At 51.2% G+C, this 15340-nt stretch carries 10 protein-coding genes; 8 read left to right on the forward strand and 2 right to left on the reverse strand.

Annotated elements, in window-relative coordinates:
- The 4 genes from carA to pyrE are packed head-to-tail and all read left to right on the forward strand — an operon-like array spanning position 1 to position 5620.
- Complete coding sequence (gene carA / locus NYE37_RS06225; protein WP_049720279.1) at positions 1 to 1092, forward strand: glutamine-hydrolyzing carbamoyl-phosphate synthase small subunit; 1092 nt, start codon at positions 1 to 3, stop codon at positions 1090 to 1092.
- Complete coding sequence (gene carB / locus NYE37_RS06230; RefSeq protein WP_049720278.1) at positions 1085 to 4297, forward strand: carbamoyl-phosphate synthase large subunit; 3213 nt, start codon at positions 1085 to 1087, stop codon at positions 4295 to 4297. The genes carA and carB overlap by 8 nt, the downstream gene beginning before the upstream one ends.
- Before the next feature lie 20 nt (positions 4298 to 4317).
- Complete coding sequence (pyrF, locus tag NYE37_RS06235) at positions 4318 to 5031, forward strand: orotidine-5'-phosphate decarboxylase (protein ID WP_198050782.1); 714 nt, start codon at positions 4318 to 4320, stop codon at positions 5029 to 5031.
- A 16-nt stretch (positions 5032 to 5047) separates the two neighbouring features.
- Positions 5048 to 5620: an orotate phosphoribosyltransferase gene (gene pyrE, locus NYE37_RS06240; protein WP_037994923.1), complete on the forward strand. Its 573-nt coding sequence runs from the start codon at positions 5048 to 5050 to the stop codon at positions 5618 to 5620.
- A 284-nt stretch (positions 5621 to 5904) separates the two neighbouring features.
- Here pyrE and NYE37_RS06245 read toward each other — a convergent pair whose 3' ends face one another.
- Positions 5905 to 7626, reverse strand: coding sequence for an Rqc2 family fibronectin-binding protein (locus tag NYE37_RS06245; protein WP_198241453.1), 1722 nt, complete (start codon positions 7624 to 7626; stop codon positions 5905 to 5907).
- Positions 7627 to 7781: 155 nt separating this feature from the next.
- Between NYE37_RS06245 and NYE37_RS06250 the strand changes: the two genes are divergently transcribed.
- Positions 7782 to 10526 (forward strand): calcium-translocating P-type ATPase, SERCA-type, encoded by a 2745-nt coding sequence (locus tag NYE37_RS06250; RefSeq protein ID WP_232335452.1) that lies wholly within the window; start codon positions 7782 to 7784, stop codon positions 10524 to 10526.
- A gap of 24 nt (positions 10527 to 10550) precedes the next feature.
- Complete coding sequence (gene dapF / locus NYE37_RS06255; protein WP_037994918.1) at positions 10551 to 11372, forward strand: diaminopimelate epimerase; 822 nt, start codon at positions 10551 to 10553, stop codon at positions 11370 to 11372.
- Positions 11373 to 11390: 18 nt separating this feature from the next.
- On the opposite strand, the gene NYE37_RS06260 is transcribed toward dapF, so the two are convergent.
- Positions 11391 to 12140 carry a DUF3153 domain-containing protein gene (locus NYE37_RS06260; RefSeq protein ID WP_037994915.1) on the reverse strand — a complete coding sequence of 250 codons (750 nt, stop codon included), beginning with the start codon at positions 12138 to 12140 and terminating at the stop codon, positions 11391 to 11393.
- A gap of 218 nt (positions 12141 to 12358) precedes the next feature.
- Here NYE37_RS06260 and NYE37_RS06265 point away from each other — a divergent pair, with 218 nt between their 5' ends.
- Entirely contained in the window at positions 12359 to 13714 is a 1356-nt protein-coding gene (locus NYE37_RS06265) for a glucose-6-phosphate isomerase (RefSeq protein ID WP_198050781.1), read from the forward strand.
- Positions 13715 to 13969: 255 nt separating this feature from the next.
- Complete coding sequence (locus NYE37_RS06270; RefSeq protein WP_062843164.1) at positions 13970 to 15040, forward strand: M42 family metallopeptidase; 1071 nt, start codon at positions 13970 to 13972, stop codon at positions 15038 to 15040.
- Positions 15041 to 15340 lie beyond the last annotated feature (300 nt).

The raw sequence follows: 15340 nt of genomic DNA on the forward strand, positions 1-15340 counted from the left end.
GTGAAAGCAAGATTGCTGTTGGAAGACGGTACGTTATTGGTTGGCGAATCATTCGGGGCAGAAGGGTTTAAAAGGGGGGAAGTGGTGTTCACCACCAGCATGACCGGTTATCAGGAGATTTTAACCGACCCTTCTTATTGCGGGCAAATGGTGGTCATGACATACCCGCTGATCGGCAACTACGGGATCTCGCGCGATGACAACGAATCCCTGCGCCCTTACGCTCACGGTTTGATCGTGCGCGAGTATGCCGAATATGCCAGCAACTGGCGCAACGAATTGCCGCTGGGAACGTTTTTGAAGGAATACGGATTGATCGGAATTTCCGGAATCGACACCCGGATGCTGACCCGCAAAATCCGGATGCACGGAACGATGAAGGGAATCATCACCACCGGCGAAGAGAGTTTGGAGGAATTGAATGAACAGTTGAAGTTTCCGTTGATGCGTGACCAAGTGGCGCGTGTCAGCACCAAAAGCATTCATATTTCCCCGAACAAGGGAAAACGGGTGGTTTTGATGGATTTCGGAGCCAAACACAACATTGTGCGGGAGTTGGTGAAGCGCAACTGCGAGGTGATTACCGTTCCCTACAGTACCTCAGCCGAAGAAATCATGCGCTTCCGGCCGGACGGGGTGATGTTGTCCAACGGTCCCGGGAACCCCAAGGACGTGCCGGAGGGAATCCGAACGATCCAACAATTGATGGGGAAAGTGCCGCTGTTTGGCATTTGCATGGGCCATCAGCTGGTCGCGTTGGCCGCCGGAGCCGACACGGAAAAAATGAAGTTCGGGCATCGCGGCGGAAACCATCCGGTGAAGGAGCTGGCAACCGGACGCACCGTGATCACTTCGCAAAATCATGGGTATGCCGTCACTTCTGACTCGGTGAAAAACACCGGATTGGAAATCACGCACATTGCGTTGAACGACGGGACGGTCGAAGGGCTCCGGCACAAAACCCTGCCGGTGTTCACCGTCCAATATCATCCGGAATCGGCACCGGGCCCGCTTGATTCGGGTTATCTGTTTGACCGTTTTCTTGAGATGATGGAGTCTTTTGCACGGAAGGGAGAGACCGTCAATGCCTAAAGATTCGACCTTGAAGAAAATTTTGGTGATTGGTTCGGGGCCGATTGTGATCGGCCAGGCCGCGGAATTCGACTATGCCGGGACGCAAGCGTGTCAGGCGCTGAAAGAAGAAGGATTGGAAGTGGTTTTGGTCAACAGCAATCCGGCCACGATCATGACCGATACCAACATGGCAGACCGCGTCTATATTGAACCGCTGACTGCCGAATTTATCACGCAAGTGATTCGCAAAGAGCGTCCGGATGGTCTTTTGCCCACCCTGGGAGGGCAAACCGGCTTAAACTTGGCGGTGGAATTGGCCAAACAAGGGGTTCTAAAACGGGAAGGCGTCCGTCTTCTGGGAACCGATCTGCAAGCGATCACCCGTGCAGAGGACCGCGATTCGTTCCGGGCATTGATGCAAGAGCTGGGAGAGCCGGTTCCGGAAAGCGCAATTGTGCACACGGTCGATGAAGCGCTCCGGTTTGCCGGAGAAGCCGGCTATCCCGTGATCGTCCGGCCCGCTTACACACTGGGCGGAACCGGAGGGGGCATTGCCAAAGACGAAAAAGAATTGCAAGAGATTGTTGAAAACGGGCTCCGTTACAGCCCGATCACCCAATGCCTGATCGAACAGAGCATCGCAGGATACAAAGAAATTGAATATGAAGTGATGCGCGATGCCGCGGATAACGCCATCGTGGTGTGCAACATGGAAAACTTTGATCCGGTGGGCGTACACACCGGGGACAGCATCGTGTTTGCCCCGAGTCAGACCTTGACGGACCGGGAACACCAGATGCTCCGGAATGCGGCGTTGAAAATCATCCGCGCCCTGGATATTCGTGGCGGATGCAATATCCAGTTTGCACTCGATCCGCACAGCTTCCAATACTATGTCATTGAAGTGAATCCGCGGGTGAGTCGTTCCAGTGCGCTGGCTTCCAAAGCGACGGGATATCCGATCGCCCGGGTGGCTGCCAAAATTGCACTGGGCTACACACTGGACGAATTAAAAAATCCGGTGACCGGACAAACCAGTGCTTGTTTTGAACCGGCCATCGATTATGTGGTCTGCAAAATTCCCCGCTGGCCGTTTGACAAATTTGTCTCGGCAAACCGGGAATTGGGAACCCAGATGAAAGCAACGGGGGAAGTGATGGCCATCGGGCGGACATTGGAAGAATCGCTTTTAAAAGCAGTGCGTTCGCTGGAAATCGGGCAGGATGATTTGAACCTGCCGGGAGCCGGGGGAATTCCCGGCGACAAGTTGAGAAAACGGCTGCAAAAACCGGATGATGAGCGGCTGTTTTTGCTGGCGGAATGGTTCCGGCGCGGACACAGTCTGGAAGAAGCCCATCAACTCACCCGAATCGACCGTTTTTTCCTGCATAAAATCGGACGCATCATCCGGATGGAAAAAGAGTTGCAAGCATCCGGTTCCCTTGCCCCGGAGTTGCTCAGAAAGGCCAAGCAATTCGGGATGACGGACCGGGCGATCGGCCGCCTTACAAACCGGACGGAAAAAGAGGTTCGCGCGTTGCGGAAACAACACCACATTGTCCCGGTTTATAAAATGGTGGACACCTGCGCCGCGGAATTTGCCGCAAATACCCCGTACTATTACTCGTCTTATGAATCTGAAGACGAAGTGGCGGTAAGCAAAACAAAAAGCATTGTGGTCCTCGGCTCGGGGCCGATCCGGATCGGTCAGGGAGTCGAGTTTGATTATGCGACCGTGCATGCGATCATGGCCATCCAAAAAGCCGGCTATGAAGCGGTGATCATCAATAACAATCCGGAGACGGTCTCGACGGATTTCAATATCTCTGACCGTCTGTACTTTGAACCTCTCTTTAAAGAAGATGTTCTCAACATCATTGAAAAAGAAAATCCGCTCGGGGTGATCGTGCAATTCGGCGGGCAAACCGCTTTGAATCTGGCGAGGGACTTGCAGGATGAAGGCATCCGGTTGTTGGGCACCTCTTTGGAGGAAATTGACCGTGCGGAAGACCGGAAAAAATTTGAACAGTTGATGAGCGACCTCCAAATTCCACAGCCTCCGGGAACGGCGGTCACTTCGGTGGACGAAGCGGTAAAAGCCGCCCGGATCCTGGGATATCCGGTGTTGGTCCGTCCGTCCTATGTGCTGGGAGGGCGTGCCATGGAAATCGTCCATAACGAAATGGAACTGCGCTCTTACATGGAGCAAGCGGTCAAAGTGAATCCGGAACATCCCGTCCTGATCGACCGTTACTTGTTGGGCAAAGAGGTCGAAGTGGATGCGATTTGCGACGGGGAAAGAGTCCTCATTCCCGGTATCATGGAACACATCGAACGGGCAGGGGTCCATTCCGGGGATTCGATTGCTGTTTATCCCCCGCAAACCCTGACCGGGGAGCAAAAAGAGCAGGTTGCCCGGATCACGGAAAAAATCGCCAAAGCGCTTCACATCAAGGGAATCATCAACATTCAATTTGTTCTGTATCAAAATGAACTGTACACCTTGGAAGTCAATCCGCGGTCATCGAGAACGGTTCCCTTCTTAAGCAAAGTCACGGGAATTCCCATGGCGCAAGTGGCCACCAAAATCATGCTCGGAGTCAATTTGCGGGAGCAAGGATATGATCAGTCCGGATTGTGGCCGGAAAGTGAGTTTATTTCAGTGAAAGTGCCGGTCTTCTCCTTTGACAAGCTGACGAAGGTGGATATCGCCCTCGGGCCGGAGATGAAATCCACCGGGGAAGTGATGGGAAAAGACCGGGATTATGCCCGGGCGGTTTACAAAGGCCTGATGGCCGCCGGCATCCAGATGCCGCGCTTTGGCACAGTGGTGGCAACCATCGGGGACAAAGAAAAAGAAGAAGCACTTCCCTTGATGAAACGTTTCTATGAGTTGGGTTACCACATTGTCGCCACCCAAGGCACGGCGGAAGTTCTGGAAAAAGCCGGCTTGCCCGTGAAGCGGTTGAACAAGTTGAAGGAAGGATCGCCCAACATTTTGGATTGGATCCGCCAGGGAAAAGCCGATTTGGTTGTAAACACTTGGACGCGGGGAAGAACGCCGGAGCGGGACGGTTTCCGGATTCGCCGGGAAGCGGTGGAACATGGCGTTGCTTGTTTGACCTCGTTGGATACGGTGCAAGCTCTTTTGGAAACCTTGGAATCGATTCAATTCCATGCGGAACCGCTCAAAAAGCCGGATTTCGCCCGAGTGTTGGTGTAAAGGAGGAAGGAGGAGGAACCATGGAAAATCCGCAAAATCGTATCTTTCTCGCGTTGGATGTTCCGGATGAGAAGCAGGCAGACCGCTTGCTTTCCCTTTGGGACCCGGGCGAACGGCCATTGATCAAAGTGGGGTATCAGCTGTTTTTCTCCGCGGGACCCCAATGGGTGGAGAAACGAAAAAATGCCGGCGATACCATTTTTTTGGATTTGAAACTTCACGACATCCCCAATACGGTGGCCAAGGGGATCGAATCGCTCAGCCGGTTGGGGGTGGATTTTGTCACCATCCATGCTTCCGGCGGCAGAAAAATGATGGAGAAAGCGCGGGAGATTGCCGAGAAACATGCCGGTGGATCCCGCCGGTTGAAATTGCTGGCGGTGACCCAGCTGACAAGCACGGATCAGAGGATGTTAAACCAGGAACTCGGCATCCCGGGGAATGTACGTGAGTCCGTGCAGAAATTGGCGTCGTTGGCCTGCGATGCCGGGATGGACGGGGTGATTTGTTCGGGGTTGGAAGCCCGGTGGGTCAAACAAGCGGCCGGACCGGGATTTTTGGCGGTGACACCCGGCATCCGCCCCCAAGGCTTTTCAAATAACGATCAGAAACGAATCGTCACTCCCCGGGAAGCTGTGGTGAACGGAGCCGATTACCTGGTGGTCGGCCGGCCGGTGACACAAGCGCCGGATCCGAAAAAAGCCTTTCAGTCCCTGGTGGAAGAGATTTGTTAAAAAAGGAGTGGAACAGATGGCTTGGTCCTTGGAAAAAGCGATGAAACGAAGAGAGGTGCTGAAAGAAGGACACTTCCTTTTGTCCTCGGGTCGCCACAGCGCCCGGTATATGCAATGTGCACAGCTTTTGATGCATCCGGATGATGCCGAAAAAACGGGACAAGCGTTGGCCAAAAAATTTGCAGGCATTTCCGTGGATCTGGTGGCCGGGCCGGCACTCGGTGGAGTCATCATCGCCCATGAGGTGGCCCGCGCCCTGAATGTGCCATGTATTTTTGCTGAGAGAAAAGACGGGGTGATGCAACTTCGGCGCGGTTTTGAAGTCGCTCCCGGCCAAAAGGTATTGGTGGTGGAAGACGTGGTGACCACCGGAGGATCGGTCAAAGAAGTGATCGGGCTCTTGGAAGAAAGAAAAGCAGACGTTGTGGGCGTCGGTTCCATTGTGGACCGGACCGGCGGGCAAAATCCGTTTCGCCAGCCTTACCTGGCTTTAAAGAAGGTGGAGATCGAAAGTTTTGACTCCAAAGATTGTCCCCTGTGCAAAAAAGGGATCCCCGTCACAAAACCGGGAAGCCGCGGAAACCGATGACGATCGCGGCCCCAAAGGCTTCGCCAAGGCGGGGCCTTTTTGTTTTGCAAGCCGGTCGGGGGAAAACCCGGAAAAAGCATGGAGCAAGAGCGTGTTCATTTTTCTCATTTCATCATCTGCTAAACCGGTCAACTGCCCAGGTGACCAAAGACCAAAATCCACCGGGGCGCTCAGGCGGCTTGATCCGGAAAAGTGATCCATGATGAAGGGGCAGGCTGCATCCTGTTATTAATTGCGTTTTGCAAAATTTAAGGAGTCAGAGGAAATCTGACTCCTTTCTTCTGTTATTTTAGGTTTTGATTGTTTAAAAGCCGCATAATCACTTCTTTTTCCGGCGTGACATAGATCGTTTGTTGATGATCGTAAGTGACAAAGCCGGGGCGGGCGCCGGCCGGTTTTTTGACATGTTTGATCTGTGTGTAATCGACCGGCACTTGGGAGGAATCCCGGGCTTTGCTGAAATAGGCGGCCAACATGGCGGCTTCCAAGAGCGTTTCGTCCCGGACCTGGCTGGCGCGAATGACGACATGCGAACCGGGAATGTCTTTGGTGTGCAGCCAGATATGGGAGGAAGCGGCCAGCTTGTGGGTTAAATAGTCGTTTTGTTTGTTGTTCTTCCCGATCAGAATCGGGGTTCCGTCACTTGCCGTCGCCTCATAAGGGACGGGAGCTTCTTTTTTACGCGGCTTGTTTTGCCGGGAAGTTTTTTTCAGCCACCCTTCTTCCGCCAATTCTTCCTGAATCTGCTCAATATCTTTTAACCCGGCATTTTCGATTTGGGTAAGGACCGATTCAAGATATTCGATGTCGGCCCGGGATTTTTCGATCTGTTCTTGGTTCCATTTTAGGGATGCTTTTAATTTGTTGTATTTTTTAAAGTATCGTTGCGCGTTTTCCGCCGGGCTGAGGGTGGGATCGAGTTCAATTGTCAGGGCCGGGGCATCCGGGTCGTAAAAATTGATCACCTCAACCGTTTTTTCCCCCCGCTTGATTTGGTGCAGGTTGGCTGTGACCAATTCTCCCAGAATGCGGTAATGGTCCGCTTTTTCTGCTTGTTTCAATTCTTTTTGCAAGATCTTGATCTTTTTCTTGTTTTTATCCACTTCGTTTTTTAACTTGCGCATCAGCTGGGAGGTTTGCTGGCGGATCCGGTCGCGTTCGGCTTTGCCGTAATAAAAATGGTCCAAAAGTTGGCTGATGGAATCCGTGCGATAGACGGTTTCTTCCATATGGGAAAGCGGCCACACGGAAAATACGGTCTTTTTCCCTGTTTGCATGATCGCGGGGGCATACTCGTGATTCTTGGCCTTCTCCATCAATCGGGAGAAAGCTTCCCACAGTTGGTCACGGCTGCCCAATCCGGCCCGGTGAATGATTTCTTTGGCAATGAGCGGGCTGATTCCGGTGAACCGCTGGACGATTTGTTTGTCCAAACGGCCTTGGTTGTAATCAAACCCGGCGATAAACCGCTCTTTTGTCACTTCCAGCGGATTTTCCTTGTTTTGCGATGGCGGTTCCGTGTAGGAAGCCCCCGGATAGATTTGCCGGTATTGGCTCATGGCATGGCTGACCCGTCGAATTCCGTCAAGGACGGTGCCTGTGTCAGGATCCACCAAAATAATATTGCTGTGCCGGCCCATGATTTCGACGACCAGCTTGCGCGAAACGAAGTCCCCCAATTCATTTTTGGCGCGAAGATGGAGGTGGACGATTCGTTCCAATCCGATTTGGTCCACGCTTTCTATGATTCCGCCGTCCAGGTGTTTCCGGACCAAACGGCAAAACATCGGAGGTTCTTTGGGATTCTCGTAAGAAGACCGGGTCAGTTGGACACGGGGATAGGCCGGATGGGCCGAAAGCAGACATTTATGATTTTTTCCTTGCGAGCGAATCACCAAAAGCAATTCAAATTCACCCGGTTGATAGATTTTGGTGATTCTGCCGCCGGCAAGTGCCTGATTGAGTTCCTTCACCACAGACCGGGTGACCAATCCGTCATATGACATAGGTTTCATCCTTTATTCCAGTTTCAAAAGTCATCACACTTTTCCATTTTACAATATCTTGGTTCCGACGGAAATCCGATTGTCCGGTTCAGGTATGTTTGACAGCTCGTCTGAATACATTGAAAGTAATCGTTCCGGAAAAAGGAGGAAGAATCTTGGCAGAGCAAGGACGTTGGATTGACTGGGAGACAGAGGATGTTGCTTCTCACTTTCAGGTGAATCCATCCGTTGGACTCCATGACAAAGAGGCGCAAGAACGACTTAAGCAGACCGGACTCAATCAGTTGTCGGAAGGGGAAAAATCTTCCCTTTTTGCTTTGTTTGTCGATCAATTCAAGGATTTCATGGTTTTGGTTTTATTGGCGGCGACGTTGATTTCCGGATTGCTGGGAGAATACACCGATGCCGTCGCCATCATTGCAATTATCATCTTAAACGCGGGACTGGGATTTTTTCAGGAGATGCGTGCGGAAAAGTCCCTGCAGGCTTTGAAAAAATTATCGGCGCCGGTTGCCAAAGTCAAACGGGATGGGGAGTGGAAAAAAATCGAAGCTTTCCGGCTGGTTCCCGGGGATATCGTGTCGGTAGAAAGCGGGGACCGGATCCCGGCCGATGTGCGCTGGATCCATACGGAAAGCTTATACGTTGAAGAATCAGCCCTGACCGGAGAATCGGTTCCGGTTAAAAAACAAAGCGAAGCGCTCTTGCGGCAGGATGTGGCCATCGGTGACCGGAAAAACATGGGATATATGGGGACCATGGTCGTGCGGGGGAGTGGAACGGGCATTGTCGTTTCCACAGGAATGGCCACGGAGATGGGAAGAATCGCCCATTTAATCAAAACGGCCGAAGGGACGGACACTCCATTGAAGCGCCGGTTGGAGCAACTGGGAAAAGTGCTGATTGTTGTGTCCCTCATTTTGACCGCGATGGTTGTTGTGACCGGAATCATTCACGGGCATGATGTGTATCAGATGTTCCTGGCCGGGGTTTCATTGGCGGTTGCCGCCATTCCTGAAGGGTTGCCGGCGATTGTGACGATTGCGCTGGCCTTGGGTGTGCAACGGATGATCAAACGGCAGGCTATCGTCCGCAAACTTCCGTCGGTGGAAACTTTGGGCTGTGCAACGGTGATTTGCTCGGATAAAACCGGAACATTGACGCAAAACAAAATGATGGTGACCCACATTTGGGCGGATCAGGTGCTGTTTCAAGTGACCGGGAACGGTTATGATCCCGGGGGGGACATTTTGTTTGAGCAGAAAAAAGTGGATGTCCAAAAGTGGGAGTCCTTGAAAAGGCTGATGGAGATTGCGGCCTTATGCAATAATGCGTCATTTATCCAAAAAAGTAAAAAAGGGTTGTTAAACAAAAAGAGTCAATGGGAATTGGACGGCGATCCCACGGAAGGAGCGCTGCTGGTTGTTGCGCAAAAAGCGGGATTTGACCGGAAACATTTGGACAAAAAGTGGGAACGGGTAAAAGAATTTCCTTTCGATTCCGAGCGCAAGATGATGTCGGTCTGGGTGAAACAGGCGGGGAAACATTTTCTTTTTTCCAAAGGGGCGCCGGATGTTCTGTTGAATAAATGCACCCATCTTCTGACGGATGGGAAAGTGGTGCCTTTGACGGAAGCCAAGCGCAAAAAAATCATGCAAATGAATGAGCAATTGGCAGCCAAAGCATTGCGGAATCTCGCCTTTGCCTATCGGGAAATCAAACCGGCCAACCCGGACTCAATAGATTGGCAAATGGAACAACGCTTGATTTTTGTCGGGCTGACGGGCATGATGGATCCGCCCCGTCCCGGCGTGAAAGAAGCCATCCAGCAGAGCCGGCAGGCCGGGATCAAGACGGTCATGATTACCGGGGATCATCAGGCGACGGCCGAAGCCATTGCTGCTGAGCTGGAGATCAAGCGGCCCGGCGGTTTGACACTGACCGGACAAGATCTTTACAATATGAAGGACGAAGAGTTTATCAAGATTGTCAATGATGTGGACGTGTATGCACGGGTCTCGCCCGAACATAAATTGCGGATTGTCAAAGCATTGCAGAAAAAAGGACATGTTGTCGCGATGACGGGCGACGGAGTGAATGATGCCCCGGCGATTAAAGCGGCGGATATCGGGATTGCCATGGGAGGCATGGGGACGGATGTGTCCAAGGAAGCCTCTTCGCTCATCCTGGCCGATGATAATTTTGCCACCATCGTAGCGGCCGTGGAAGAAGGCCGGAATATATACGAAAATATCCGGAAATTCATCAGTTATTTGTTGGCAAGCAATGTCGGGGAGATTTTGATCATGTTTTTGGCGATGCTGGCAAGTTTGCCTTTGCCGCTTGTACCGATCCAGATCTTGTGGGTGAATCTGGTGACGGACGGATTGCCGGCCATGGCCCTCGGAGTGGATCCGGCGGAGGAAAATGCGATGCAGCGGCCGCCGCGCGACAGCCGGGAAAGCATTTTTGCCCGCGGCGTCGGATGGAAAATTGTGACCCGCGGTCTGCTTATCGGATTTTGCTCTTTGGCCGCTTTTTGGATTTCTTATGTCGAAACGCCGGAGAATCTGGTGCGGGCACAAACGGTTGCCTTTGCCACACTGGTCCTTTCCCAGTTGATATATGTGTTTGATTGCCGTTCGCAAGGGACGATTTTCCAACGCACGCCGCTGGATAACCCCATGTTGGTGTTGGCTGTGTTGTCTTCGGCTGTTCTCTTGCTGGGTGTGATTTATTATCCGCCGCTCGGGCCGGTCTTCCACACGGTCCCGCTCGGTCTCAGGGAATGGATCCTTGTAACGGTGACTTCCACGATGCCCGTCATTCTGGCCGGATTGTTCGATGTCCTGCGCACGGTTTTTTACCGCAAACCGATGAAAACCGTCGTACAGCGATGATGGGAAGGAGAAAAGAACGACATCATGAATTTCACGAAAATGCACGGACTTGGAAACGACTTTATTCTCATCCACCAGACCCAAAAGCCGTCTTTTGATGAATGTTCGGCGTTGGCACGGAAGATGTGTGACCGACACACGGGAGCCGGTGCGGATGGCCTGGTGGTGATGTATCCGTCCGATCAAGCGGATCTTTCCATGCGGATCTTTAATTCGGACGGATCGATGGCGGAACAATGCGGCAATGCCATGCGCTGTGTGGCCAAATATTATTATGAAAAAATTTCAAGCCGGAAAAATACGTTTGCGATCGAAACCAAAGTGGGGGTGCAACCGGTTTGGACGGATGGGAAAAACGTGAGGGTGGATATGGGGAAACCCGTTTTGGCACCAGCGGAGATTCCCGTCCGGTTGAGCGGGGAAAAAGCGGTGAACCAAACGATTGAAGCGGACGGGGTCTCATTTCGGTTTTCGGCCGTGTCCATGGGGAATCCTCATGCGGTGATTGAAGTGGAGGATTTAGACAAGTTTCCGGTCGAAAAGTGGGGACCCGTTCTGGAAAAACATGATATGTTTCCGCAAAAAGCAAACATCGAGTTTGTCACGTTCCAGTCGCCGCAAGAGGTATGGATGCGTGTGTGGGAGCGGGGCGTCGGGCAAACCATGGCTTGCGGCTCCGGCGCTTGTGCGACGGTCGTGGCGGGGGTGCTTGCCGGCCGCCTTGACCGGACGGCCCGGGTAAAGCTTTTGGGAGGCGAATTGCTCATCGAATGGAATGAACAAGATCAACATGTTTATATGACGGGGCCAGCTGAATTTGTTTATGAAGGGGTATGGCTGGACTGACGCCATACCCGTGGCTGATTACTTTCGGTTGTCCCAACGGAAGGAAACGGGAGGTTCTGTTGTGGAATCTCCTGTTCTTTTTTTGCTGCGGCGCATGCGGATCCCCCAAATGATCCCGGCGACCAAACCGATGATGGCGATCAGCAAAATCACACTCCATGTATAGGGATTGGGAATGACATAAACAACATAGACAGGATTGGGCTTGGCCGGATCGATCTGCCATGTCAAGGTTTTTCCGCCGTTTTCCACGGAGGTTGCGTTATGTTCGTCCGCTTGAAGCGGAGTGGTGAGATGAAAACGGAAATTCATTTGTTCCAGAATCCATTCCGCCAGGTCTTGCCGGGGCATTTCATCCGAAAAGTCGATCACATCCCGATAAATGATCTGGGAGGTGAAAAATTGATGTTCCACGTTTAAACCGCCGTCGTCTTTTGGCCCCGATGCAGGTGCAGAGCCGGTCGGTTGCAGAGACTCAAAGGTTTTTGATGGTGGTTCCTCGATCACGCTTTGGACCCTTTTTTCGGCCACAAAGCCTTTTTGGGATCCTTCTGAAATCTCCCGCAGCTGAAATCCTTGCTGCTTCAGCCGGGTTTTGACATTGCCCAGATTGGTGAGGATCAAATCATTGGTGAGGATTTTCACTTGGTAGGTTCCGGATCCGTCGCGGTGGATGTCCACATGAATGTCGGCTTGGACACATCCGGTGAAGAACAGAAAAAAAGACAGACAGATCAGCGTCAGGATCAGATGATTTCGTCTGTGCATAACAATCCCCTTTGACTTTTTTCTGGATTATACACGGAATCATCATTTGCTTCAAATGAACCGGAACAAATCGGGGAAATGTAGAAATGGGAACGCTTTCGTTTGAACATGCTCCTTGATTGTTTTTTGAAATGACTTATCGGTTACATTAAAATGAAGATTGGTTTATTCATGGAAAAACCGTAAAACCAGGAATCGGAGAATGAGGGTGAAAAAACATGAAAAACGTGATTACGTTTGATTACACCAAAGCCAAAGCTTTTTTCAGCGAGCAGGAAATCGATCAGATGGCTCCGGCGGTCAAAATGGCGCACGAATTGCTACATACGGGCACCGGAGCCGGATCTGATTTTCTCGGTTGGCTGGAACTGCCGGAAAAATATGACCGCGAAGAGTATGAGCGGATTAAAAAGGCGGCGCAAAAAATTCAATCCGACTCGGACGCTCTAGTGGTGATCGGGATCGGCGGTTCCTATTTGGGAGCGCGTGCAGCGATTGAAATGTTGACCCATACGTTTCATAACCAATTGGCGAAAACCGGGCGAAAAGTGCCGGAAATCTATTTTGTGGGCCATCACATTGCTTCCACTTATGTGGCGGATCTGTTGGAGGTGCTGGAAGGAAAAGAAGTCAGTGTCAATGTGATTTCCAAATCCGGAACCACAACGGAACCGGCCATTGCTTTCCGGATTTTCCGTGAGTACATGGAGAAACGCTACGGAAAAGAAGAAGCCCGTCGCCGGATTTATGCCACCACCGACCGGAAAAAAGGCGCTTTGAAAAAATTGGCCGATGAAGAAGGATATGAAACATTTGTCATTCCGGACGATGTGGGCGGACGCTACTCGGTGTTGACCGCTGTCGGGCTTTTGCCGATTGCCACGGCCGGAATCGACATCGATGAAATGATGGCGGGAGCCCGGGCCGGGATGAAACGGTACGGGAATCCGGAGTTGGCGGAAAATGAGAGCTACCAATATGCATTGGTGCGAAATGCGTTGTACCGCAAAGGAAAAACCACCGAGATTCTTGTCAACTATGATCCGTCTTTGCAATATTTCAGCGAGTGGTGGAAACAGCTCTACGGGGAAAGTGAAGGAAAAGACCAAAAAGGAATTTTCCCGGCATCAGTCAATTTCACCACCGACCTGCATTCCATGGGGCAATACATTCAGGAAGGCTTGCGCAACATTTTCGAAACCGTGGTGTTTGTGGAAAAATCCCGCAAATCCGTCACCCTTCCGGAAGATGCCGGTGACTTGGACGGACTGAACTACCTGGCGGGCAAAGAACTGGATTTTGTCAATCGCAAGGCTTTTGAAGGAACCATGCTGGCCCATACGGACGGCCATGTGCCCAACCTGGTGGTCTCCGTGAGCGAGCACAGTCCGTATGCATTCGGACAACTGGTGTATTTCTTTGAAAAAGCGTGTGGAATCAGCGGGTATTTGTTGGGGGTTAATCCGTTTGACCAACCCGGGGTGGAAGCTTACAAAAAGAACATGTTTGCCTTGCTCGGAAAGCCAGGGTTCGAAAAAGAAAAAGAAGAATTGCTCAAACGGTTGAATTTCTGAAACGTTGCCACTTGGTTTGGACCCATCCGGTTTCATCCTTCCGATGAGCCGGATTTTTTTATTTGCAGGCTTTTTAAGCATGAAAACGCGAGCGGGATGGAGAACCATCCAGAAGTTGATTGACAAATCCGTTTGGAGGCGTGCGGAGCGATTTGCTCTGTTATTGCATATATTATAAATTTTATGTGATAATGAAAAAATAAGTCATTTTTATCGATCCATCACAGAGGCTATAAAGGCAGGAGGACAGATTCTATGGACGCTTTGCAAAATTTGATGGAGGAACTGGTCAATGCCAAAGGGGTTCCAGGAAATGAAAGAGGAGTCAGGCAAGTGTTCCAAAAACATTTGGAACCGTTGTCGGAGGAGATCCTGACCGACCGTCTCGGGGGACTGGCCGGGAAAAAAACGGGAGATGCCGCCGGACCCAAAATCTTGCTTGCCGGGCATCTTGATGAAATCGGTTTCATGGTTACATACATTACCGAGAAAGGCTTTTTAAAGTTTCAACCATTGGGCGGTTGGTGGGCACACAATATGTTATCCCACCGTGTGGTGGTTCAATCCCGCAAAGGCGAATACTTGGGAGTGATCGGTTCGAAACCGCCTCATGCCTTAAAAGCGGAAGAACGGAAAAAAGTCATGAACATCAAGGAAATGTTCATTGATATCGGTGCGAAAAGCCGGGCGGAAGCCGAAGAAATGGGGATTCGTCCGGGAGACAGCGTGGTTCCGGTATCCGATTTTTTCACCATGCAAGACGGAAAGATTTGGGGAGGAAAAGCGCTGGATAATCGCGCGGGTTGTGCGCTGGCCCTTGAGGTGTTGAGGCAACTGAAAGATGAGGCGCATCCCAATGTTGTCTACGGCGGAGCCACCGTGCAAGAAGAAGTCGGCGTGCGGGGAGCGGGAACGCTCGCGGAATTGGTGAAGCCCGACATTGCCTTTGCGTTGGATGTCGGGATGGCTTATGACATTCCGGGCTTTGAAGGACATCCCGGGGAAGCGGCGATGGGGGAAGGCCCGTTGATGTTTATCATGGATTATACCATGATCCCGCATACCGGATTGAGAAATTTGGTGATGGATACCGCTGAAGAGTTGGAAATTCCATTGCAGGTGGATGCTTTGATGGGCGGCGGGACCGACGGGGCAAAATTCCATTTGCACGGAACCGGATGCCCGACGGTGGTGATCGGTTTCCCCACCCGGTATGTACACAGTCATAATTCATTGATGTCCAGGCATGATTTTGAACAGGCTGCCCGGTTGTTGACGGCCGTCATCAAAAAATTGGACCAAAACACGTTGGACAGCTGGTTATAATTACCGGCGGAGATTGGCTGGATACCGTTTATCCGGCCAAACTCCGCTGAAACCGCTTACAAAAAGGATCCTGTTTGTGAAGCCATTTCCTCCAAGTTATACCAAAAATATTTTTTATTAGTTGAAAATAACAAGCAAATTAATTAATATATAAATAGTTTTATTTGAAATCATATTCGTGTTTTTTGTTCCAAAAAGGATGAATTGTTGGAAAAATGGCTAAAGTCGATCAAAGGGAGAGGTGGTTCGTTTTATTTCATCAGTGTATTTTGAAATATTCAAATAAAAAAACAATGGCGT

The sequence above is a fragment of the Thermoactinomyces sp. FSL K6-2592 genome (genome assembly GCF_038006465.1).
In the GTDB taxonomy this organism is placed as follows: Bacteria; Bacillota; Bacilli; order Thermoactinomycetales; family Thermoactinomycetaceae; genus Thermoactinomyces; species Thermoactinomyces vulgaris.

Coding starts and splice junctions, on each gene's coding strand:
- NYE37_RS06265 (WP_198050781.1), top strand. CDS start 12,359: ATGAAAAACGTGATTACGTTTGATTACACCAAAGCCAAAGCTTTTTTC.
- pyrF (WP_198050782.1), top strand. CDS start 4,318: ATGGAAAATCCGCAAAATCGTATCTTTCTCGCGTTGGATGTTCCGGAT.
- pyrE (WP_037994923.1), top strand. CDS start 5,048: ATGGCTTGGTCCTTGGAAAAAGCGATGAAACGAAGAGAGGTGCTGAAA.
- dapF (WP_037994918.1), top strand. CDS start 10,551: ATGAATTTCACGAAAATGCACGGACTTGGAAACGACTTTATTCTCATC.
- NYE37_RS06270 (WP_062843164.1), top strand. CDS start 13,970: ATGGACGCTTTGCAAAATTTGATGGAGGAACTGGTCAATGCCAAAGGG.
- carB (WP_049720278.1), top strand. CDS start 1,085: ATGCCTAAAGATTCGACCTTGAAGAAAATTTTGGTGATTGGTTCGGGG.
- NYE37_RS06245 (WP_198241453.1), bottom strand. CDS start 7,626: ATGTCATATGACGGATTGGTCACCCGGTCTGTGGTGAAGGAACTCAAT.
- NYE37_RS06260 (WP_037994915.1), bottom strand. CDS start 12,140: ATGCACAGACGAAATCATCTGATCCTGACGCTGATCTGTCTGTCTTTT.